The sequence below is a fragment of the Methanobacterium veterum genome, from assembly GCF_000745485.1.
Lineage (GTDB): Archaea > Methanobacteriota > Methanobacteria > Methanobacteriales > Methanobacteriaceae > Methanobacterium_D > Methanobacterium_D veterum.
In genome coordinates this window covers 191,453-212,160 of sequence record NZ_JQJK01000015.1, presented here as the reverse complement: position 1 = coordinate 212,160, position 20,708 = coordinate 191,453, and the positions used below count along the sequence as shown (strand labels likewise).

Genomic DNA, 20,708 nt, shown 5'->3' with positions numbered 1-20,708 from the left:
ACATTTAAAATTCTTATTTTTATTAAAGTTTAATTTGTTAGCTTTAACTATCATACTTACATAAAATTTTTTAATAATAGAATTTATAATTATAATACGGTGTTTTCCATGAACATGATAAAAATTCCAGCTATGGACAAGGAAGAATATGATGAGTTAATTAAACAAAATTTTATTGGTCGAATTGCATTTAAAGGAGAAAATTATCCCTATATCACCCCATTCATGTACATCTTTGACGGAGGATTCCTTTATTTTCTGTCAACAAAGTACGGTAAAAAAATTAAAGAAATTAAGCTGAATTCAAATGTAGCTGTTGAAATAGAAAAATATTCCGAAGATATGTCCAATTATAAATTTGCAAATCTTCAAGGACGTATAGTTGAAGTAGAGGATGAAGAGGATAAAAAAAAGATTAAAGAAATGTTTATACAAATGATCAAAGATAAAAACCTCTCAAATAAAGCTTTAGCTGCTATAGGTCACTCTCCCGATGAATCTATCCAATTGATCCTGGAAGAAGACAGAACTATGGTGTGGAAACTAGTAGACTTAAAACAAATTGTTGCCCTTAAAAATCCATGATTAGTTCTATACTACCATTATTCTTTTTATCCAGACCCCTCTTTTTAACATACATATAATCATACTAAAATAATGTAATGTATTAACCATGTTGGACATATATAATTTTTAAATTTACAGAGTTGAATTTTTTAAGTAATCTCGGAGTGAGGATATGAAAGATTTGAATATAAATTCTATAAATGAATCTCTCATTGAAAATAAGTACATTCCAGATGACAAAATAGGCACCATAGTTTTCATCGCACTATCTTTAAAAAAACCTATTTTAATTGAAGGCCCTCCAGGCACCGGCAAAACAGAACTTGCAAAAGCACTGTCCAGATCGCTAAAGCGGGATTTTTTCAGAATACAGTGCTATGAAGGAATAACCTTTGAACAGGTTGTGGGAGAATGGAACTATCAAAAACAGCTTCTATTTTTAGAGATGGCCAGAATAGAAAAACAAAGCACAGAAATATTCCATGAAGAATTTTTTATAAAAAGATCACTACTTTCAGCTTTTAAAAATAAAAACCCCTCCATTATTTTAATAGATGAACTCGATAAGGCAGATGAAGAAGTTGAAAGTTTCTTACTTCAAGCCCTGGCAGAAAAAGAGATCACAGTAAATGATCTTGGGACTTTTAATCTTGAAAACGACCTTTTAATGGTTATAACTTCAAACTCTCAAAGAAAACTTCTAAATGAAACAAAGGATCGTTGTCTACACCTTTACATTGATTATCCTAGCTCTCAAAGAGAAAAGGAAATCGTAAACATGCATCTACCAGAGGCTCCTCAAGAAACTGTAAGTGAGATTGTTAACATTATGCAGAGAATAAGGAAGCTTAAACTCAGCAAAAAGCCTTCTATTCGTGCTACAGTTGATCTTGTTAAAACGTTAATCGCTATGGATAAAGAAGAGCTGGACAATGATTCATTTGAAAAAACTCTAGGAGTTATTTTAAAAGATGAAGAAGATAAAGAGAAAGTTCAAAGTTTCAGGTATTTTTCCAAATAAAATTATAAAAACCCATTAAAACATGATAGATATGCTGGATAAAATAATTGAATTTTCAAGTTCTTTACGTGCGTTAGGAATTCCTGTAAGCGTGCGCAGTACTGAAACAGCCTATAAATCTGCTCTTTTAATTAAAAATGACTTAAAAACTTTAAGAGAAGCTTTAGCTTGTGTTTATGTTAAAGAGCAGGACCAGCGGGAAAAATTTGATATGATTTTCAATATAATTTTTGAAAAAAAATTACAGGTAGAAGTTCAAGAATCAGTGGACTTAAATAATGAGGTATCAGATTTAAAGGATGTAACAGGGCAGCAATCAGAAGAAATTAAAGAATCACGAAAGGTGAATAAAGCAGTAGCCCGTCTCTCAAATGAAATACAGAATATGTATATAAATAAAAAATCTGGAAATTCTGAGGAAGAAAATGGAAAAAATTTACCAAATAGCCAGAGACTTAGCGGAAAGTTAAATCTTGAAATTACTAGATTAAATAATAAAACACGGCAAAAAGCAGTAGAAAAACTTTTAGACAGCGGCTATAAAACAGAAGATGTACTCAAAGCTTTAAATCAGCATGATATAAACTCAAACATTGAAAAAATGAGCTTTACAGACCTTCTTCTTCTAAACAACATGGTTCTAAACCGATTATATCCTAAGATAATGGATCTCTGCCAAAAACTTGGCAAAAAGATTGTTACTAAACGCTCAAGACGTTTTAAATTGTCATCTAAAGGAAAAACCAATATTAGAAAAACCATAAGAAAAAATATGAAATACGGCGGAGTTTTTCTAGAAAGGGTAAATGAAAAGCCAAAGCTGAGTAAAATGAATCATTTTTTCTTAAGTGATATAAGCGCTTCCTGTGATTGGGTAAGCAACTGGTTTTTCGGCATTATTTACGCGTCTCAAAAAGCTTTTAATAAGGCAAGGGTATTTGAATATGATAATGAAATAATTGAAGTTACATCGGCACTTGCTGAACCAAATATCGAAAGGGCATCTGATAAAGTATTTGAAGTTAGGGAAAAAAATGAAAAAGTAAATCGATGCTCAAATATGTTCTCATCATTTAAAAGCTTCTTAGAAGAATCTAATATAACCAATAAATCCTATGTAATTATTTTAACCGACTGCAGAGATTGGATGGGTCCCAAAATATCTGAAAAACCCAGAAGTGCAGAGTTAATTCAAGAAATGGTCAATAAGTCAAAGAGGGTGCTGATACTAAATCCAGAACCAAAAATTCAGTGGAATAAATTTGGCAGCTGCGTTTCCCATTATGAAGATGCAGGAGCAGAACTTTTTAGTGTCCGGAATCTGGAGCAGCTGGCAAATTTGATAGGTGAAATTTAAACTCATCACTTCTTTTTAAGCCTTTCCTGAACTTTTTCGCCTGTAAGTTCCCTGATGGCGTCAGCTGCTATCCATTTAGCACTTTTTGAATCAATAGTGCTGATTTCTTCTGCAATTTCAACAGCCCTCCTATTTAAATTAATATTACGTTTTCCAATCTGCCTTAATGCCCAGTTGACAGCTTTTTTAACGAAATTCCGGTTGTCTAACGATTCTCTTATAATTAAAGGGAAGAATTCCTCAAATTTTTCATCATCTGCCTTTTTATCATGCACCGCTAGAACAGCAATCATTGCAAATGCGGCCCTTTTTACAAATTCTCCCTCTCTGGTGCTCCATTCAAACACTTTTTGGCGTGCAAAAGGAGTTTTACGGAATAAATTTATACAGCACTGGTCGCAGACATCCCACGAATCAAATCCAGACACCCAGTTTTCCATCTGATCTTCTGTAACCATTTTTGGATCCTCAATTAAACCTGCAAGTATTTTTGTCTCGCCGTATCCTGCGTTCCATAACTTCTCTGCAAGCTCATGGTCTTTACCTGCGGTTTTAGCTATGCGCCTTAATTCAGGCATTCTCACACCATAGGTTTTGGTGTGGTTTATTCCAAATCTAGCCCTTCCTTCCACATCTTCAAGGTTAGATAATGATTCTAGTTCTGTAATAATTTCTTCAAACTGCATAAATTCCACCTGCTATCCATAATAACTCTTTAATACCCTCAGAGCATTTAAAGTGATCCATTTACTTTCTTTTCCTTTCATTTCTATGCTCGTATGGAAGCGCCCGTTGAAAGTATTTTCCAATGCCCATCTGCCTTCGCTATTCTGTTTGGAAACCATTATATCTAGGGCTTCCTGCATCCTTTCATCTTTATAGCCCCGTTTAGTAAGCAGTCCTAAAACTTCCAGGGCATCTATGTTCCACATCAATGGAAAACCAAATTCCAACCATTTAAACCTACCTTCAGCTGGGGGTCGGCTCCTTTTATGAATGCTGTGATTAAGCATATGCTCAGCACATTTAGATATGCAATTTTCCATTTCTGGTGTTCTCTTATTTTCAGGAATTTCACTGAATACTTTAAGAGACTTTACAATGATACTGTGGCAAGTACGCCTTCCCCAGCACTTTTTCCACACCGCATATGGCCCTCCTTCAGGAAGCTCTACAGGTCCATCATCAAACCTCTGATGAGCTATAAGCCATTTAACTGCTTTTTGAACTCTTTCATCATCCAGATACCCCAATCGAATAAGACTCCACACCATGTTAGCAGTAAGACATGGTAAAATTCTTTCAGCATCACCAACACCGTTATCATCACTTATATATGCAAAAGCGCCGCTTTCAGGATCCTGGGAATTTTTAAGCATGAATTCACAGGTATTTTTAATTCTTTCGTCTGCACTATCTGCACCAAGTTCAGCGAGGATTATCAACTGCCATGAAGTTCCCTTATATTTACCCCTTACATAGAAATTACCTGGAATGCCCCAGTAGCCTCCATCTTCCTGTTTAGCTAAAATTTTAGGCACAGTTCCAGTTTTCATGATGTCGGCTTTGGCTTTCTTAACTTCAGGATCATTTTCTGGCATTTCAAATATGTCCCTAAGAGTGAAATATCTAACTGAAGGATTATTTTCCTCTAAAAGCCATTCTGTTGGGTCTGCGTTTAAAAAAGGTTTCCAGTCGGTCATGTTTACACCACATTATTTCAAATTGAATAATCTTGCCGCGTTTTCACCCAGTATAAGTTTTTTATCATTGTCCGATATATTTAGGCCATTAATTCTTTCAATATCTTTTCTTGGATTTATCCAGGGATAATCTGAGCCGAATAATATTCTATCAGATCCAATAGTTCTTATTAAGTCCACAGCCGCTCATCGTCCAGCGTAGTTGGACTGTTTATATATGAAATCGCAATTGCAGTGTCAAACATAACCTGTGGAAATTTATCAGCAATTTCAATGCTCATATCCCATGATCCACCTCCCATATGTGCTAGAATCAATTTAAGATCACTAAATTCTTCTAAAACAGGGCTCCATCTTTCTGGTTCTCCAAACATAGATTTACCATCAACATTGAAGCCCGAATGAGCCATAATATGCAAATCATGTTTCATCATCCACTCGTAAACCGGCCACATTCTCTCATCGTCAGGGGCAAATTCCTGCGCCACTGGATGAAATTTTAGACCTTTCATTCCCCAGTTGTATTTATGCTCAAGTTCCTCAATCATTGTACGGCCTTTCATAGTGGGGCTTACTGATATAAAAGGAATTAGCATAGGATATTTAGCAGGTTTATTTCTTCCAGGACGGGTGATTGCAACTGTCCAGAAATTATTGTTTTTAATCTGGTTATCTAGTGCAAAGCTCACTACCACTCCCCGATCTATGCCTGCGCTTTTCATATCATTTACATAATCATCAGGAGTACCATAACTGTAATAAGGTAATCCTATCTTTTCTAATACCATTTTTCCAACTTCTTCTGTTGGGTGCAGATGTACATGTGAATCTATTATCATTCTCAATCCCCTGCATCATTCATTCTTTGGTTCATGTATAATCCCAATCCAATGGTTATGGCAGGAATAATAATGTACAGAGGTGCAACATACATCGTATAGTTAATCAAGGTTAATTGTGAAATCCCTAACAATATTAAGATTATATCCAGAGCAATACTAATTATCAACCAGCTTATTCCAATTAAAACACTTTCTTTAAGGAAATTTTCGGTTATAACTTTTAAATATAAATAAGAAAAAACCATTACAGTTACAGCTATGGCCACGGCAGATATAATCTCAAAAATATTTATGGCAGCTAAAAAAGAACCTAAAATAACTGTAATTAAAGAGGGTATTAACCACACTAAAAGCCCATAATTGATTATTTTTGCATTTTTATTCACAGTATCGCCCCATTATATTGCCCTGAGCTATGTATCCAGTTCCAATCGTTACAACAGGTATGATTAAGTATTTAACACCTATAGTCATCATGTAATCATTGAAATTCATATGCATGGGACTTGCAGGCAGGAACATCACTAAATCTATTACTATTGCAATTATGAACCACACAATACCTGTTATTATACCTTCCACCGCAAAATTTGTCTTGATATCTCTAAAGTAGAAATAAGAAAATATCATTGCAGCAACAGCTATTAATACACTCATAATAGATTCAAAGAGAGAATACATAGGTGTTTTGAGAGGATAAATAAAAAACGATACTGCAAATGGAATTAACCATACTAAAAACCCAAACAAAACTATTTTTAAATTTTTATTCATTTAATCCCCTTCTTTTATTTAACAGGTTGTCTTATGATAGTTTTAAGCCTTTCTGGTTTTGTTCTACGCATGTCACTTATGTATATCTCATGATGTTTCTCACCAGTGCTGGTACCATCAAATTCGTAGCCTTTCTCTTCAATGAATGCATGAAGCTTCTCCACTGTTGGACCTTCTTCAGAAAATGGGCCAATATGCATTATCTGAGCTGACAATCCCTCATGCAGACTTTCAAATCTTATTTTGGATAATGCAGTAGGATTCTTCTTTTTTTCAACTTCTTCAATAGCCTCATTTATCATTCTTTTACTTATAAAGTCAGGCTGCCTTATCATTGCTGTCCATTTCCAGCTACTTTTATCCTCAATACTGAAATTTTCCATGTTTTGGACCCACCATAGTCCTTCAAGGGGCATTACAACATAATCTTTTGATTTTTCTTTTTTAGAAATGAATTTTACCTTATAAGATACTGGAAACAGTGCTTCCATTGCATCTTTATATTCCTCCGAGGTATTTGGGTCTCCTTCACCATCTATCATCAAAAATTTCATTTCAGGGACATCTACAAGGGAAGGTTCCTTCACTGAGGGATTATACAGTTCTTTATTTTCCTTTTTTAAGTCTATCTTTGTCATTTTCTTTGTCCTCCAATATATTTTTCCGCAGCTGTAACAGTAACCCTTATGAACACAAATGATACCTCCACACTCAGAGCAGGTCCATCTAATATCTTCATTTTCTAAGAATTTTTCAATACCCCACTTTTTAATATACTCTAAATTTTCAACCATGCTCATATTGTATTTAGTTCTGTACCTTTTGTCCAGATGATTTAAATTTCTACAGGGGAAATCACCACAAGCGAAACAAAACTCCGCTCCATCTTTTTGAATAACTTCACAGTTTTTAATTTTACATCTAGCAATAGTAACTGGTTCACTTGCGTTAAATAGCCTGCAGCCAGGACATTTATTCTTTTCTCTTAAATAGGCTATGCAAACGCTGCAATTCATTCCACACGGGGCTACAAGAGAAGTTCTATTCATTTCTAATCTCCCTATTAAAAAAAATAAGTGAACAATTTACTTTTTCATTACCGGAAAGCACATCTCGGTTAAAAGTTCGCTTTCAGGAGTTTCATTAGGGTCAGAAATGTAGGTTTCCATAGGCGGGCCAATAATTTCATATCCATTTTTGTATGCATATTCAGCCAGCGCACCAATTGCCATTCCACACCCACTGTAAGGACCTTTATAAACAGTTGAAAGGACAAGCTGTTCAGGTATAATTTTGATTTTCACCCGGCCATCTTCATCTGTTTCCCCTTCAAACGGCATTCCAACCTCATACATTATTTCTTCAACTGGCACTTCCTGGGGGCTGTTGAAGTATACACCAAATGGCGGACCCATTATAGAAAGCCCTTTGGCCATTATGAACCCCACAATCTCCCCCATAAGAACAGGGACTTCTTCATAGGATCCTTTATATGTTACATATGCAACCTGTCTTTTTCCAAGTTTCTTTTCCACTATTTCCATTTTATGCCTCCAAATCATTCATTTTTAAATATTCTCTTCCTTTTTAATGGTTTCAATAAGCTGTTTTACCCATTCAATCTCAGTTTTAAGGATCTCTAAAGGTCTGCTGAAAAGGGCAGTTACATAGTAAGGTGCTTTTAATTCTTTCTGCATTTTAACTGAGCTTTCTAAGAATTTGATCCTGCCTTCTGCAGATTTTATGTAGTTTTCAAGGCATTCGATGACTTCCTGTGGTTCAAGATAGTTAAGGTATGCTATACCTAAATCAAACGGTGAAGTTAACTTTTTATTCCATGAAAGAAGTTCCTTAAGTTTTTCTTCCATGGTTTCCCGTCCCAGATCAGTTATAGTGAAAATCTTACGGGAAGGTTTACCTTCTACCTTTTCCAGTCTTGATGTTACTAGTTCCTTCTTTTCCAGCTTCTTTAAAACATAATAAATTGATGAAAAGCCTATTTGAGTCCAGTTACGCATTCCCCACGACTCTATAGATTTCTCCAGTTGGTAGCCGTACTGTGGTTTTTCATAAAGTAGTCCAAGTATTGCTGTTTCAATATCTGATATTCTAGACATATAATATTCTAAATATAGAATATAATATAAAAATGTTTGGTAAGGGTTTGATAAATAATCAAAAAACATTATTTAAGATCATAAATTGGGGATCCTTAACTCTAATAAATACAACTCCATTTGAAATCACGACAGAGCTATAAAAACAACACCTAAAACCATTATTACAGACCCCAACAGGCGCCCTTTTATCCCTTTTTCCTTAAATATTAAATATCCGAATAAAACACTCATTATGACACTTGTTCTTTTAATTGCAATAACATATGGAACAAGAAGGGTCGTAATAGCTATATACTGAGCTACTAAAGATAAAGCGCTGAAAGCTCCAACTGCAAATAAAAGCTTAATATCCATCCCCGTCAATTTCGTATGATTACGGAATTCATGTATTAATACAGGAGAAATGGTAACTGACGTAAATAAATGCACTGATGCCGCCCAAAATAAAGGTGAAGAATTTGAAACGCCTATTTTATCTATACTTGAAGTTATGCTTAATAAAAACGCAGCTATCAACATCAGCTTTGGACCTTTCTCTTTTACCATTGCTTTGAAAGGATCCAGATAATCTGAATTTCTTCTTTGTGTAGCTATCAGTTTCCTTTTAGTATTTAGTATATAAGAGCCTATAACAATAAAAATGACGCCTATTACGCCAAGAAAAGTTGGATATTGACCAAGAATTAGAGGAGCCATTATTAATAAAAATAAAGGAGTAAAAGACGTTAATGGAATTACTAAAGATAAATCAGAGTGTTTCATGGATTTTAATTGTAGGATAGTTGCTGTGACATTCAAAATACCATCTGAAATCAATGCAAGCCAGTACTGATTTCCAAGTGATGGAATACTTATAAAAAAATAAGGGAAAAGTAAAAAGGGCAGTGCAAAAAATCCAAATGCCCATGTAACAAGATATTCATCCATATCTTTTAGTCCCATTTTACCGGATACGTTCCTAAGGGCTTCAAAAAATGCAGATAATATCGTATATATGTAAGAAACTATCATAAAAAAATAAAAAATTAGTTGAATAATTTGCTTATCTTGCTTCTCCTTTTGCGCAGTAGTATCCTCCAGGCTCTCCCTCACCTAACTTGTATTCTTTCCATACTTCACATTTACCGCACTGACACATCTGACTTGGATCAAGTCCCTCACAGGTAGCTTTTCCTGTTGAACAGTAAACACCAGGTACATCATCTTTGCCCGGAGTTCCTCCACTTTGAGACTTTAATTTGCTTAGTTTATCCTGTACACATTCACTTTTGGCTTGAACTGGACATCCAGGGCATAGACACTTTTGAATGTTATCCATGTTAAAATCAATAGTTACCATATTTTCACCTCAGCGAACATTTTTTTTCATTTGTATTACTATTTTTAATATGGTTAATATATTTTAGAGACATTTTGAATTTAGAAAATGATGCCCTTGATGCATCAACAAAGCAGAATCCAATCAAAAAATCAAATAACTCCCATAAATACAAAATAATGAGGTATAAAGTTCACTATTCATTTTTTAAAACAAAATTAAATCATTTAAAAATTACAGTATGTACTATTAGCTACCTAAAGCGCCATCAGAAATTTTTATTTAATACAAATTATATAAAATATAGTATGACTAACCAAAAATATTTAAATTTTGGATTAAAGTCGTTAATTATACTAATTGTTTTTATTTTGTCTATTTGTGCAGTAAGTGCACATCAACCCCGTTTAGAAGCGGGAACAAACAGCTCTATGGATAACCCTATTGTAATTCAGAATCCAGAGATATCTCAGGCTTTTTATGGAAATTTGAATGGGCAGCCAGATTACTACAAAATAACTTCAGATAAGCCATTTAAACTGTATGTGAACATTCTTGTACCTCAAAGCCCAGGTATAAATGGTGATTTCGTCTCAGCACAGATAACTGATTCCTCTGGAAGAACCATAGCATTACTTGATGGGAAAAAATCAGGCTGGATGCCCATGTTTGAAGAATTTGGAGGAGACTACTATTTACAGGGACCTGAATTTTCCCAAAATGTCAGTGCAGGAACATATTACATCAAAGTATTCAATGCGGGCAATACAGGCAAATATTCAATGGCAGTAGGAGATATAGAATCTTTTCCAGCAGATGAATCTCTAAAGGCAATTATAACAATACCACTTCTTAAAGAGCAGATATTTGGTAAACCCGTTACTACCTTGTTCTTCGAGTTTTTAGGCATCATATTGGCTCTCGGATCTATAATGGTCCTGTTTGCAATGCTGATACTGTCCAAGAAATCAGAAGAAATTACACAGCTAACAATAAAAGTAAACAGTGCAGTTAAACCAGTTTTATGGTTGGGAATACTTATAACTGCTGTCGTATGGATTTATGTAATGTTCAAAGACCCATTAAATATAGTGGGCATCATTAACACCATTCTTCTGGTGATATTAATTGTTTTAAGCTGGTACATCGGTTCTAAAATAGCTAAAATGAAATTTGGTAAATTACCTTTAATCCGCACTGCAGTACTGGCCATACTATGGTTGATATTTGTTTACTGGGCTATAGCCGTGATTTAATCAAAGAGGTTGAATGAAATGGACGAGTTCGAAGAAAAGATGAACGAATTAGATCAAATGTCAGATGAAAATAAAACTACCACAATGAACCAGATGAAATCAGATTGCATATGCCCAATCTGTCCAACATACAATGAATGTGCCAAAAAGGATGATGAATTATTATTCTGTGTAACTGGAAAAAGCAAAAACTGTATAACTAAAGAAAGGGGATGTATGTGCCCAACATGCCCCTTTGCACAGGAATATGGAATTGGAGTCAAGTACAATTTCTACTGCATGAGAGATACAGAACTTGAACAGAGATAAATAATGGTTTATTACAAATTAATTATTTTTCAGAACTTTTCCAACAGCACCTCCAATTATTCCTCCTATTGGTCCTGGAATAGCAAATATAAGCATTAAAGGACTCAAAAGAGCCATGAATAATCCCAATATAATAGTGAAAATTACACCATTAACTAGACCGCTCTCTTTAGAATACGACATATAACCTGTTAATGCCCCTCCCAGGAAAACAGATCCCATTACTAAAAGAGTAAGTAGCATAGATGCCTCTTCAGATAGTTCAGTGGCACCGTCCGATGGTGGTGTAGTTAAAAGGGCCGCAACTAAAATTCCAGAAACAATTAGTCCAGCAAGTATAGCTTTCCAGTTAATCATCTTTGCACTATATCCACCGTGTTCAGATTTTGTTTTATTTTTAACAGTTGCCTGCAAGTGGGGATTTTCCTTCGTATCTTTATGTTTACTAATGACTACCTCTGTTATGATTGCAAACAAAACGCCTGAAACTAATGATTTTAAGATATCTACACTTACCAAAAAGGTTATTATAAATGCAATTAGAAATATTCCTGCTGCTATAATGTTTTTGTGATTATTCTCCAATTCAGCACTTCCTCTTTAGTATTCATTAAAATGAGTTTAATCCGGCATACTTATTAATCTACTGATCAATCACTCATACTAACCCCCCATGTAAAGGTTTTAATGTATTTGGAATTATAAAATTATATACAAAATTAATTAGAGTAATATCTTCAAATTATAAACTAAAAGGTTACAAAAATGGATGTAATAACAGGAACTTTACTTGTTTTCGGAGCAGGTATTTTGGAATTATGGGCAGCTATACCTCTTGGATTAGCTATCAACCTTAATCCAGTTATAATTGGAATTGCATCAGCTGTGGGCGCAATTGTAGCTGCATCTATGGTTACAGCTGTTGGAGACAGCATCAGGGAAAAGGTTATAAAATGGCGTTATGGAGAAAATAAAGATTTAAAAGACAGCAGATATTATAAAATATGGAATGAATATGGAGTAGTTGGACTGGGACTTATATCTCCATTACTTTTCGGTGCTCCAGTTGGAGCAGCACTTGGAATCGCTTTAGGATCTCGTAAGAGGCCATTATTAATCTGGATGAGCATAGGTATTGTTATATGGAGTGCATGTCTTACAGCAGCAGGTTATCTAGGACTTATGAGTTTTGGTGTCATTAAATAAGGTTCAGTTAAGCTGTACATCCTGTTTCATCACAAATCAAAATTTTCAAAATTAATTTAATTTAAGTACAAAAGTAATATTAAATGCTGAAAAATATTAAATTAATATTTTTTTAAATATTTAGACTTTTTAGTTGAATTTAAATAGTTATTAATTCTAATAACCAGTAACCCGCCGATCGAAACATTTAATAGTATAATAAAGCTAATCTTTTTTTAAAGAGTATCTATTTATTAGAATTAAAATGAGATTAGAATAATAAAATAGAGTTTAATATTAATTTTAAATGATATTAATAAGCATACTATCAGTTTAATATGTTTAGAGGGTGTTATAGTTGGAAAAGATAAAAATAGCAATAATGGGACTTGGTAATTGTGCAAGTTCTTTAATACAGGGAATTCATTATTATAAAAACAAGGATCCAGAAGAGGCCATTGGTTTAATGCATCCAGTAATTGGGGATTACACTGCATCAGATATAGAAGTGGTAGCTGCTTTTGATATAGACGAAAGAAAAGTAGGTAAAGATGTAAGTGAAGCTATTTTTGCAAAACCAAACTGTACCCATGTTTTCTGCCCAGAAATTCCTGAAATGGGAGTTAAAGTATCGATGGGTAAAGTTTTAGACGGTGTTGCTCCACACATGAGCAATTATGATGATGATTATACATTTGTGGTATCAGATGAAAAACAATCAGATATTGTAAAAGTTTTAAAAGAAAGCGGAGCTGAAATGCTCGTAAATTACCTCCCAGTAGGCTCTGAAGAAGCAGTAAGGTTTTATGCACAGTGCGCCCTTGATGCAGGAGTTGCATTTATAAACTGTATGCCTGTTTTCATCGTAAGTGACACAGAATGGGCTAAAAAATTCGAAGAAAAGGGAATCCCTGCAATAGGGGATGATATTAAGGCCCAAATAGGCGCTACAATTACACACAGAACCTTAGCTAACTTATTCCGCGAAAGGGGAGTAAAAGTAGAACGCACCTACCAGTTAAACACTGGAGGAAACACAGATTTCTTGAACATGTTAAACAGAGATCGTCTTGATTCAAAAAAGGAATCAAAGACAGAAGCTGTGCAGTCTGTACTTGCAGAAAGACTTCCAGATCCTGATATTCATATTGGTCCAAGTGATTATGTACCATTCCAAAAGGATAATAAGCTTTGTTTCCTCAGAATGGAAGGTAAAACATTCGGGGATGTACCTATGAACATAGAATTAAGGCTCAGCGTTGAAGACTCACCAAATTCTGCAGGATGTGTCATAGATGCAATCCGCTGCTGTAAATTAGCCCTTCAAAGAGGTATTGGTGGTCAGTTAACATCAATCTCAGCTTACACCATGAAACATCCGCCAGAACAGTTCATAGATGAACAAGCATATAACATGGTGAATGAGTTTATTGAAGGTAAAAGAGAAAGATAAACTATTCTCTAACTATTTCTTATTTTAAAAAATTAAATAAAAAATGTATAAATTACTATTTTAAAGTCCAAATTCTCCAGTATCAACCCATTCATTTTTAAGAAGAGTCCACCAGTCAGTGGCGATTCCCTTTAGCACATAATCATATGGCAGCCAACCGTAACCTTTTTCTCCCCAGCTGGTGCCCCATGAATTCCGGATAAGAAGAGCTCCAGTAGTAGAATTAGTGCAGTTGGTGTTTTTAATTTTCATGTTATCATCGTATCCCACTGCCACGATAGCATGTCCACCTTCAATTTGTTCTCCACCGCAGGGGAATGGTATTTTTCCATCGTTATCCATAGTCTGTTCTATTGAGCTGTATACTGTAAATCCAAACATAGAAGGTAATCCTGCTGCCAGATTTGTTTTGATTCTATCTAAAAGGTCATTTGTAAGGGTAGATGGAGGATCCAGTTTTACATATTGAATTGACTGGTAATTTTCAGCACATGCATAACAAAATGTATCTGGTTCCTTATCAAAATTAGGGCTTTTGTCTGTGTAAGGCCAGTATCTTTCGGGTGGAACTCCAAAAAGCACCAGTGCACCCATAGTTGATCTGAGGTCTGCCCCACTGTCCCCTTTCAGGCCCATCAGTCTTCGGGTTGTTTTGTAAAGAAAAAGTCTAGATGCATCCATATGTTTACCAAATGCTTTACGTTCAAAATATTCAACAAGTCCAATGCCTGCATTGGCAGTACACGACCCTAAATTTTTCTGGTCTTCTACCTGAGAACACCATGCCCTTAAATCTGCAGTAGCTGGAATCTTTTTTACAGATTCAACAATACCTATCTTTTCCAGCATAGGTTTTATATTGTCATGTTCAAAGGTATAATCCCTTAAATCAGGGAGATCAGGGCGCCAGCCCATTCGTTTTTCAAAAATTTTATCCATGTTTAGTCCTCTTTAATTAAGTCCATTTAATTAAAGTTTTGTAAGTACTTACAGATATATAAAGTTACATTTAATCAAAAATTAAGAATATCCAAATAATAATGATACCGAATATCTAAAAGTTATAAAAATAAAATAAAAAAAGAAGTTGTAAACTATTTTAAGGTTTAAAAATATTATAAGCAGATAATCCCAGTTACTAACTATTACCTATCCCTTTAATCCTTACCCGTGTATCATAATAAGGAGTTCCATCCCCAATTTCACTTATTAGGGGTTGGGTTAAAACATTCACGCATTTATTATATTTTAACCATCCTCCTTTATATGTAAGGATATAATCTTTTCTAACCTCATTATCTTCTTTCACTTTAACAACAAGGCTTCCAACAGGAGACTCAATCAATGCTTTATCCCCATCGGCAATATTTTTTTCACCCAAAATGTCTGGATGGACATGAACTTCCAGGAATCCATCTACCAGTTCACTTTCCGGGACTACAGATCCTATGAAGTCTTCTGCCATTGTTGAAAGAAGTTTTAATGGGAATTCTTCTATATTTGTATCTCGGATAGAAAGTTCTTCAATAAATTCAAATCTTCCCGATTCTGTTTTAAATTTTCTGTCGCCAAATGGTATTTCAGTTTTTTTGATCATCCTTTGAGGAGTATTTTGCAAATCTTCAAAATTTATACCCCTATTCAATACAGGTACTGCCAGTTTTTTGAGCCAGTCCCTAGCACTTCCTGACATTTCATCAAAAATCCCTAATCTCTGCGCGAGAAGTTGGAATATTTCAAATTCAGATTTTGCTTCTCCTTGTGGAGATACTACCCGATTTATTGGAGATATCCAGTTGTGACCATAGCTTCCGATTAGGTCCTCTTCTTCTAGATAAGTGGTAGCGGGTAAAAAGAGGTCAGCGCTCTCGGATGTATCATTTAAAAAGTGATCCATCATGATAACGAAGTTCGCACTGTCAAAACCTTCTTTAACCTTTAATGAATCTGGATTTAAATTAACCGGGTTTCCAGAGGCTAAAACTATAAGTTTTATAGGAGGATTGTCTGTATCAAGTATAGCTTCACCGATTTTAGGCATTGGAAGCTTTCTCTGATTTTTTCCGCGTTCATTTAGTTCTACAGAGGAAAAATCAAAGTACTCAAATTCCTCAAATCCCTGGCTTACACCCCCTCCAGAGACTCCTATGTTTCCAGTTACAGCAGCAAGAGCATCGATCATGCGGAAAGCAAGGTGCCCCTGCACATATCTGTGAAGCCCCCATCCTGTAATGATACTTGAAGGTTTACCCTGTGCATATTCAAGTGCTAATTCCCTTATTTTGTCTAGATCAACACCACATTCATTTGATAAATATTCAAGAGAAAATTTATCCAGTATTTGTTTGTATGAATCAAAATTTTTAGTGTAATTTGCTATAAACTCATTATCTACATGATCAGTTTCTAAAATAATTTTGGCAAGTGCCATTGCAAGATATAGGTCTGAACCTGGTGCTGGCTGTACAAATTCGTCTGCCTGTTTTGCAGTTTTTGTTTTTACAGGATCTATAACTACTATTTTTACCCCATTTCTTTTTGCTTTTCTTAAAATTCTCCACAGATGCACGTCTGTTGCCGCAGGGTTCCTTCCCCAGACGATTATTAAATCACTGTTGAGGTGATCAAGTGGATCATGGGATATCTTGGTACCAAAGTCAAGTTCCATTGCAGAATGTCCAATTCCACCACATACTGTGCCGTAGGTAGTTGTTACTCCACCAAGTAGATTAAAAAATCGCCAGTTCATAGCTTGTAGAGCTGTACGGGCACCGAACCCTTGATAGTACAGGATTGCCGAACTTCCATATTCTCCAATAACTTCAGATATCTTTGAAGCTGCAATATCAAGCGCTTCATTCCAGCTTATTTTTTTCCACTTTCCATTTTCTTTTAAAAGAGGATGGAGGACCCTGTTAGGGCTGTAAAAATAAGTTTTTAAATAGCGAGAAGTGTTTTTACATAAAAACCCTGCAGTTACATCATGTTCCTTATTTCCACACAATTTAGTAACTTTACCGTCTTCTGCACTTGCTATGATGCTGCATGCGCCAGTACAATCCCGAGTACACGCCGTAACAACTGTTTTCAAGAGGTATCACCTTATGAGTATTAAATTTTAATAAAATTAACTGGCATCATCGTTATATTATCCAAATATAATAAAAAAATTTCTATTAAAAAAAGTAATGAATTTATTTATCCTTTTTGTAGCCATATATTTTGATCAGTCTTCCAGTTCAATAGCTCCATTAGGACAAACGTCGGTACATGTTTCGCATAAACTGCATTCTCCAGGGTTCACAATTACTATTTTGTTCCCTTCAAGTTTGAGAATTTCCATTGAACAGACATCTGCACATTCTCCACAGTCTATACCATCACATTTTCCAAAGTCAATTTTTACATTAGCCATTTGTATCTCCTCATTTTAAAAAGTTCCATCTATTTCTTCTATTTCTATAGCCCCATAAGGACAAATTTCTAAACAATTACCACATAATTTACAATATTCTGGTGATTTTATTGACACACAACCCTCTTTAAGGGTAAAAACATTAGTAGGACATATACACACACATGCCCCACATCCTGATCCTTCACATCTCCCATAATCCAGTGATATGTTAACCGTTATCAACATTAATCCCACCTACTAGATTTAGATCAGGTAAATTACCATATCTCTGGCATAAAGAACCAATTAACTCAATAGATGTTTTGAACACTCACTAACAGCATCTTTAACTTCACAATCAAGCTGTATTGGTTTTATTCCTAATTTTCTAAGTTCAATCGTAGGTTCATTTCCAATTTTATTGCAGAGAACTGCTTTGCAATCATTTATAAGATCTATTGATGCTACCCAACGTTCTTGATGATTATTTAAAGGCATAGCTGTTTTTTCTCTTATTTCATGGAATTTACCTTCTCCATCCTCAATTTCATATATTAAAAATCTATCTGCATCCCCAAAATGCAGATCTACTAGCTTACCATCTGTTGATGCTACTGCTATCTTCACTTAAATCTCCTCCCTGGCAAATTCTTCCACTACTTCTTCTGGTTCTTCTATTTCGTATCCAGCTTCATCATAGTAGAAATCAAGTATTGTATTTGTTAATTTGTCAACGAAGTCAATACCTCCAGTATATCCCAGTACAGATATTCTCTGTGCTCCCAATCTATCAAATACTGGGAAACCTACTCTAAATAGAGGGATATTTTCTTCCTGAGCTATACTAGCCCCATAAGCATTTCCAATTAAAATATCTGCTCCTGCTTCTTTAATTTCTCTGTGCATGTCATAAAGGTCACCGCCTGCTAAAATAGTAGGTGAAACTCCTTTTTCTTCGGAGATATTATTGATGTCTTCAATAAACCGTTTACTTTCAGTACCAGTACATACAACAGTCGGGATCATACCCATTTCACATGTGAAACGTGTTAATCCAGATACAAAGTCAGGATCTCCAAATATAGCCACTTTTCGGTGATAATTGTATGAATGGGCATCTACCATTGTGTCTATAAGCCTACCTCTATCTTTTTCTATTGATTCTGGAATTTCTAAATCTCCAAGTTCAGATACAGATTTTACAAAACTGTCTGTATTTTCAAGGCCTATAGGAATAGGTCCAGATATAGATTTAACCCCAAATTTCTTCTCAAGGAATACTCCTGCAGAATCCACATGTTTGGATAAAGAGATTGTACCTAATGAATTGGCCGTATCTTCAATTTCCTCAATGGTTGTTCCTCCATTATATAAGGATAGAGCATCTTCAGTAAGTGGTGCGTCAAGGTTTTCTGAGGTGTCTGTTAAAATGATACTCTCACAATCCATCTCTTTTAAGATATTTTTAACCTCTTTTACATCTGCAGGTGATATATTACCGGTAATTATATTAATTTTTCCATTTTCGACTGTTGGAGTAGCTAAATGCTCAACAAGCGCTTTTATAGTCCTGTTGTACCCCTCAACATGGGATTCAACATAACTCGGAGTTGAAATAGGGATGATTACAGGCAGTTCTTTGTCCAGGTTTGCATCTTCAAATTTCTCTATAATTCCCACCATATCGTCCCCAATGGTTTCTGTTAAGCAGCTTGATGTAACTGCTATCATGCTTGGAGACTGTTTTTCGGTGATATTTTTTAAAGCTTTCATTAGATTGAATTCGCCACCATAGATTACAGTTTTTTCACTCATAGAAGTTGATGCAACTTCTATAGGTTCTCTAAAGTGCCTGGTGAGTTGAAACCTTATATATGTGCTGCAGCCCTGAGAGCCGTGAATAAGAGGCATGGAGTCTTTAACTCCCAAAAGGGCCTGTATGGCTCCCATTGGCTGGCACATTTTGGAGGGATTTACTACAGCAAATTTTTTATCGTGATGCATTTTAGTCACCTCTCAAACTTTTTGAGGTTAATTCAAACACTGGACTTGAAACTGAGGCATCCACTTCTTTTGCAAAGCTTACAAAACCTCTAAATCCTGCAAACGCAGTTATTCTGTCGTGGTTAAAGTCGCAAAATGGAATTCCGAGCTTTAATGAGATGTATTTCTCTTTAGCACCAGATATGAGCAGATTTGGTCGGTGTTCTTTAAGAAGTCTGGTGAGTTCGGCTGAATTTGCATCATCTACAATTATGGTACCATCTCTAACAGCTTCCTTGATCATTTCATAATCTTCCCTAATTCCATTCTTTGTTCCAGACATCATTACATCCATACCTAATTCTTCAAATGGCCTCACAAGAGACCATGCTTTGTTACCTCCAACATAGAGAGCAACAGTTTTTCCAGTTAATCTTTTCTTATATTCTTCAATTTTGTGTGCTACCTCTTTGAGTCCTGATTCTATTATTCTTTCGGTCCGCTCGATCATTTCTTCGTCTCCAAAGAAATCAGCTATATCCCTTAAAGATGCTACAGTTTGTTCAAGACCAAAGAAGTTGACTTTTATAAATGGTATTCCATATTTTTTTTCCATTTTTTGGGCAACGTAATTTGAAGATTTCTGGCACTGAACTATATTGAGCTTAGCCCGGTGTGCCTGAGCTATTTCATCCACATGGGAATCTCCGGTTAACGTACTTATTATATTGACACCCATTTCTTCAAGTAGGGGCTTAATTCCCCAGAGATCCCCTGCAACATTAAATTCACCCACTATATTGATATCAAAGGGAGTGGTTTCTTCAGGTTCTTTTGTTCCAATTACATAGTCCAGTAATGCATCACCGCCGATCCAGTGCCCTTTAGTTTTATTATGGTTCTGGAAACCTTCAGATTGAACTGGTATAACTCTGCATCCAGTTATTTCTTCTGATTTTTTGCATACTGCCCTAATATCATCCCCAATTATACCTGCAACACATGTAGCATACACAAATATTGCTCCAGGCTTGTATAATTTATTAAGTTCTATTATGGTCTCAAATAGTTTTTTTTCTCCACCAAAGATGATATCTTTTTCTTGTAAGTTTGTAGAACATCCTTTTTTGTATATATCTTCCCTTGAAGTTTTACTTCCTCTTATATCCCATGTACATGCCGCACATCCTATCGGACCGTGTACCAGGTGAATTGAATCTGTAATTGGCATTAAAACAATTCTTGCTCCACCGTAAACACATGTTCTCTGGGTAACTGTACCTGGAAGACTGGCCTTATCACATACAGGAATAGATAATCCTTCTCCTTTTACACACACGTGTTTTTTACGAGATTCAAATGTTTCAGTAACAGGTTCCATTATAAATACCCCTAAATTCTAAGTAATTCTCCTAATTAGTTA

At 35.1% G+C, this 20,708-nt stretch carries 26 protein-coding genes; 7 read left to right on the top strand and 19 right to left on the bottom strand.

Annotation, left to right across the window (positions count from 1 at the left end; all coding sequences use genetic code 11):
• Window positions 1-108 precede the first annotated feature (108 nt).
• The 3 genes from EJ01_RS08395 (at window position 109) to EJ01_RS08385 (ending at window position 2,945) form a co-directional block, all read left to right on the top strand.
• The gene (locus EJ01_RS08395; protein ID WP_048082130.1) at window positions 109-585 is read left to right on the top strand and encodes a pyridoxamine 5'-phosphate oxidase family protein; all 477 of its coding nucleotides are present in this window, start codon (window positions 109-111) and stop codon (window positions 583-585) included.
• Window positions 586-739: 154 nt separating this feature from the next.
• Window positions 740-1,588: an AAA family ATPase gene (locus EJ01_RS08390; RefSeq protein ID WP_048082131.1), complete on the top strand. Its 849-nt coding sequence runs from the start codon at window positions 740-742 to the stop codon at window positions 1,586-1,588.
• Window positions 1,589-1,619: 31 nt separating this feature from the next.
• Window positions 1,620-2,945: a VWA domain-containing protein gene (locus EJ01_RS08385; protein WP_048082166.1), complete on the top strand. Its 1,326-nt coding sequence runs from the start codon at window positions 1,620-1,622 to the stop codon at window positions 2,943-2,945.
• Window positions 2,946-2,950: 5 nt separating this feature from the next.
• On the opposite strand, the gene EJ01_RS08380 is transcribed toward EJ01_RS08385, so the two are convergent.
• The 11 genes from EJ01_RS08380 to EJ01_RS08335 all read right to left on the bottom strand — a co-directional run bounded on the left by EJ01_RS08380 (window position 2,951) and on the right by EJ01_RS08335 (window position 9,723).
• Entirely contained in the window at window positions 2,951-3,631 is a 681-nt protein-coding gene (locus EJ01_RS08380) for a DNA alkylation repair protein (RefSeq protein WP_048082132.1), read from the bottom strand.
• A 12-nt stretch (window positions 3,632-3,643) separates the two neighbouring features.
• Window positions 3,644-4,648, bottom strand: coding sequence for a prenyltransferase/squalene oxidase repeat-containing protein (locus tag EJ01_RS08375; protein ID WP_048082133.1), 1,005 nt, complete (start codon window positions 4,646-4,648; stop codon window positions 3,644-3,646).
• Between the two features lie 12 nt (window positions 4,649-4,660).
• Complete coding sequence (locus tag EJ01_RS17980) at window positions 4,661-4,828, bottom strand: amidohydrolase family protein (protein ID WP_084689184.1); 168 nt, start codon at window positions 4,826-4,828, stop codon at window positions 4,661-4,663.
• Window positions 4,819-5,487, bottom strand: a complete 669-nt coding sequence (locus tag EJ01_RS08370) for an amidohydrolase family protein (RefSeq protein ID WP_048082134.1) — start codon at window positions 5,485-5,487, stop codon at window positions 4,819-4,821. The genes EJ01_RS17980 and EJ01_RS08370 overlap by 10 nt, the downstream gene beginning before the upstream one ends.
• Before the next feature lie 2 nt (window positions 5,488-5,489).
• Window positions 5,490-5,876 (bottom strand): hypothetical protein, encoded by a 387-nt coding sequence (locus EJ01_RS08365; RefSeq protein WP_048082135.1) that lies wholly within the window; start codon window positions 5,874-5,876, stop codon window positions 5,490-5,492.
• Entirely contained in the window at window positions 5,869-6,264 is a 396-nt protein-coding gene (locus tag EJ01_RS08360) for a hypothetical protein (RefSeq protein WP_048082136.1), read from the bottom strand. The genes EJ01_RS08365 and EJ01_RS08360 overlap by 8 nt, the downstream gene beginning before the upstream one ends.
• A gap of 14 nt (window positions 6,265-6,278) precedes the next feature.
• Window positions 6,279-7,313, bottom strand: coding sequence for a GyrI-like domain-containing protein (locus EJ01_RS17810; RefSeq protein ID WP_169740451.1), 1,035 nt, complete (start codon window positions 7,311-7,313; stop codon window positions 6,279-6,281).
• A gap of 36 nt (window positions 7,314-7,349) precedes the next feature.
• Window positions 7,350-7,808 carry a GyrI-like domain-containing protein gene (locus tag EJ01_RS08350; protein ID WP_048082137.1) on the bottom strand — a complete coding sequence of 153 codons (459 nt, stop codon included), beginning with the start codon at window positions 7,806-7,808 and terminating at the stop codon, window positions 7,350-7,352.
• 24 nt (window positions 7,809-7,832) lie between these two features.
• Window positions 7,833-8,381, bottom strand: coding sequence for a PadR family transcriptional regulator (locus EJ01_RS08345; RefSeq protein WP_048082138.1), 549 nt, complete (start codon window positions 8,379-8,381; stop codon window positions 7,833-7,835).
• Window positions 8,382-8,507: 126 nt separating this feature from the next.
• Window positions 8,508-9,395 (bottom strand): EamA family transporter, encoded by an 888-nt coding sequence (locus EJ01_RS08340; RefSeq protein WP_048082139.1) that lies wholly within the window; start codon window positions 9,393-9,395, stop codon window positions 8,508-8,510.
• A gap of 31 nt (window positions 9,396-9,426) precedes the next feature.
• Entirely contained in the window at window positions 9,427-9,723 is a 297-nt protein-coding gene (locus EJ01_RS08335; RefSeq protein WP_048082140.1) for a DUF2769 domain-containing protein, read from the bottom strand.
• A gap of 350 nt (window positions 9,724-10,073) precedes the next feature.
• Between EJ01_RS08335 and EJ01_RS08330 the strand changes: the two genes are divergently transcribed.
• Entirely contained in the window at window positions 10,074-10,958 is an 885-nt protein-coding gene (locus EJ01_RS08330) for a hypothetical protein (protein ID WP_245611176.1), read from the top strand.
• An 18-nt stretch (window positions 10,959-10,976) separates the two neighbouring features.
• Window positions 10,977-11,267: a DUF2769 domain-containing protein gene (locus EJ01_RS08325; protein ID WP_048082141.1), complete on the top strand. Its 291-nt coding sequence runs from the start codon at window positions 10,977-10,979 to the stop codon at window positions 11,265-11,267.
• A gap of 18 nt (window positions 11,268-11,285) precedes the next feature.
• Here EJ01_RS08325 and EJ01_RS08320 read toward each other — a convergent pair whose 3' ends face one another.
• Window positions 11,286-11,852: a hypothetical protein gene (locus EJ01_RS08320; RefSeq protein ID WP_048082142.1), complete on the bottom strand. Its 567-nt coding sequence runs from the start codon at window positions 11,850-11,852 to the stop codon at window positions 11,286-11,288.
• 180 nt (window positions 11,853-12,032) lie between these two features.
• On the opposite strand from EJ01_RS08320, the gene EJ01_RS08315 reads away from it, so the two are divergent.
• Entirely contained in the window at window positions 12,033-12,473 is a 441-nt protein-coding gene (locus EJ01_RS08315; RefSeq protein WP_048082143.1) for a small multi-drug export protein, read from the top strand.
• Window positions 12,474-12,810: 337 nt separating this feature from the next.
• Complete coding sequence (locus EJ01_RS08310; protein ID WP_048082144.1) at window positions 12,811-13,905, top strand: inositol-3-phosphate synthase; 1,095 nt, start codon at window positions 12,811-12,813, stop codon at window positions 13,903-13,905.
• 60 nt (window positions 13,906-13,965) lie between these two features.
• Here the strand turns inward: EJ01_RS08310 and EJ01_RS08305 are convergent, their stop codons facing one another.
• The 7 genes from EJ01_RS08305 to nifE form a co-directional block, all read right to left on the bottom strand.
• Window positions 13,966-14,844 carry a C1 family peptidase gene (locus tag EJ01_RS08305; protein WP_048082145.1) on the bottom strand — a complete coding sequence of 293 codons (879 nt, stop codon included), beginning with the start codon at window positions 14,842-14,844 and terminating at the stop codon, window positions 13,966-13,968.
• 199 nt (window positions 14,845-15,043) lie between these two features.
• Complete coding sequence (locus tag EJ01_RS08300; RefSeq protein ID WP_048082146.1) at window positions 15,044-16,996, bottom strand: molybdopterin-dependent oxidoreductase; 1,953 nt, start codon at window positions 16,994-16,996, stop codon at window positions 15,044-15,046.
• Between the two features lie 135 nt (window positions 16,997-17,131).
• Entirely contained in the window at window positions 17,132-17,320 is a 189-nt protein-coding gene (locus EJ01_RS08295; protein ID WP_048082147.1) for a 4Fe-4S binding protein, read from the bottom strand.
• A gap of 15 nt (window positions 17,321-17,335) precedes the next feature.
• Window positions 17,336-17,548: a 4Fe-4S binding protein gene (locus EJ01_RS08290; protein WP_048082148.1), complete on the bottom strand. Its 213-nt coding sequence runs from the start codon at window positions 17,546-17,548 to the stop codon at window positions 17,336-17,338.
• A gap of 60 nt (window positions 17,549-17,608) precedes the next feature.
• Window positions 17,609-17,929 (bottom strand): NifB/NifX family molybdenum-iron cluster-binding protein, encoded by a 321-nt coding sequence (locus EJ01_RS08285; protein ID WP_048082149.1) that lies wholly within the window; start codon window positions 17,927-17,929, stop codon window positions 17,609-17,611.
• On the bottom strand, window positions 17,930-19,306 hold the full coding sequence (gene nifN / locus EJ01_RS08280) for a nitrogenase iron-molybdenum cofactor biosynthesis protein NifN (protein WP_048082150.1): 1,377 nt from the start codon (window positions 19,304-19,306) through the stop codon (window positions 17,930-17,932).
• 1 nt (window position 19,307) lies between these two features.
• Window positions 19,308-20,666, bottom strand: a complete 1,359-nt coding sequence (gene nifE, locus EJ01_RS08275; protein WP_048082151.1) for a nitrogenase iron-molybdenum cofactor biosynthesis protein NifE — start codon at window positions 20,664-20,666, stop codon at window positions 19,308-19,310.
• Between the last annotated feature and the right edge of the window lie 42 nt (window positions 20,667-20,708).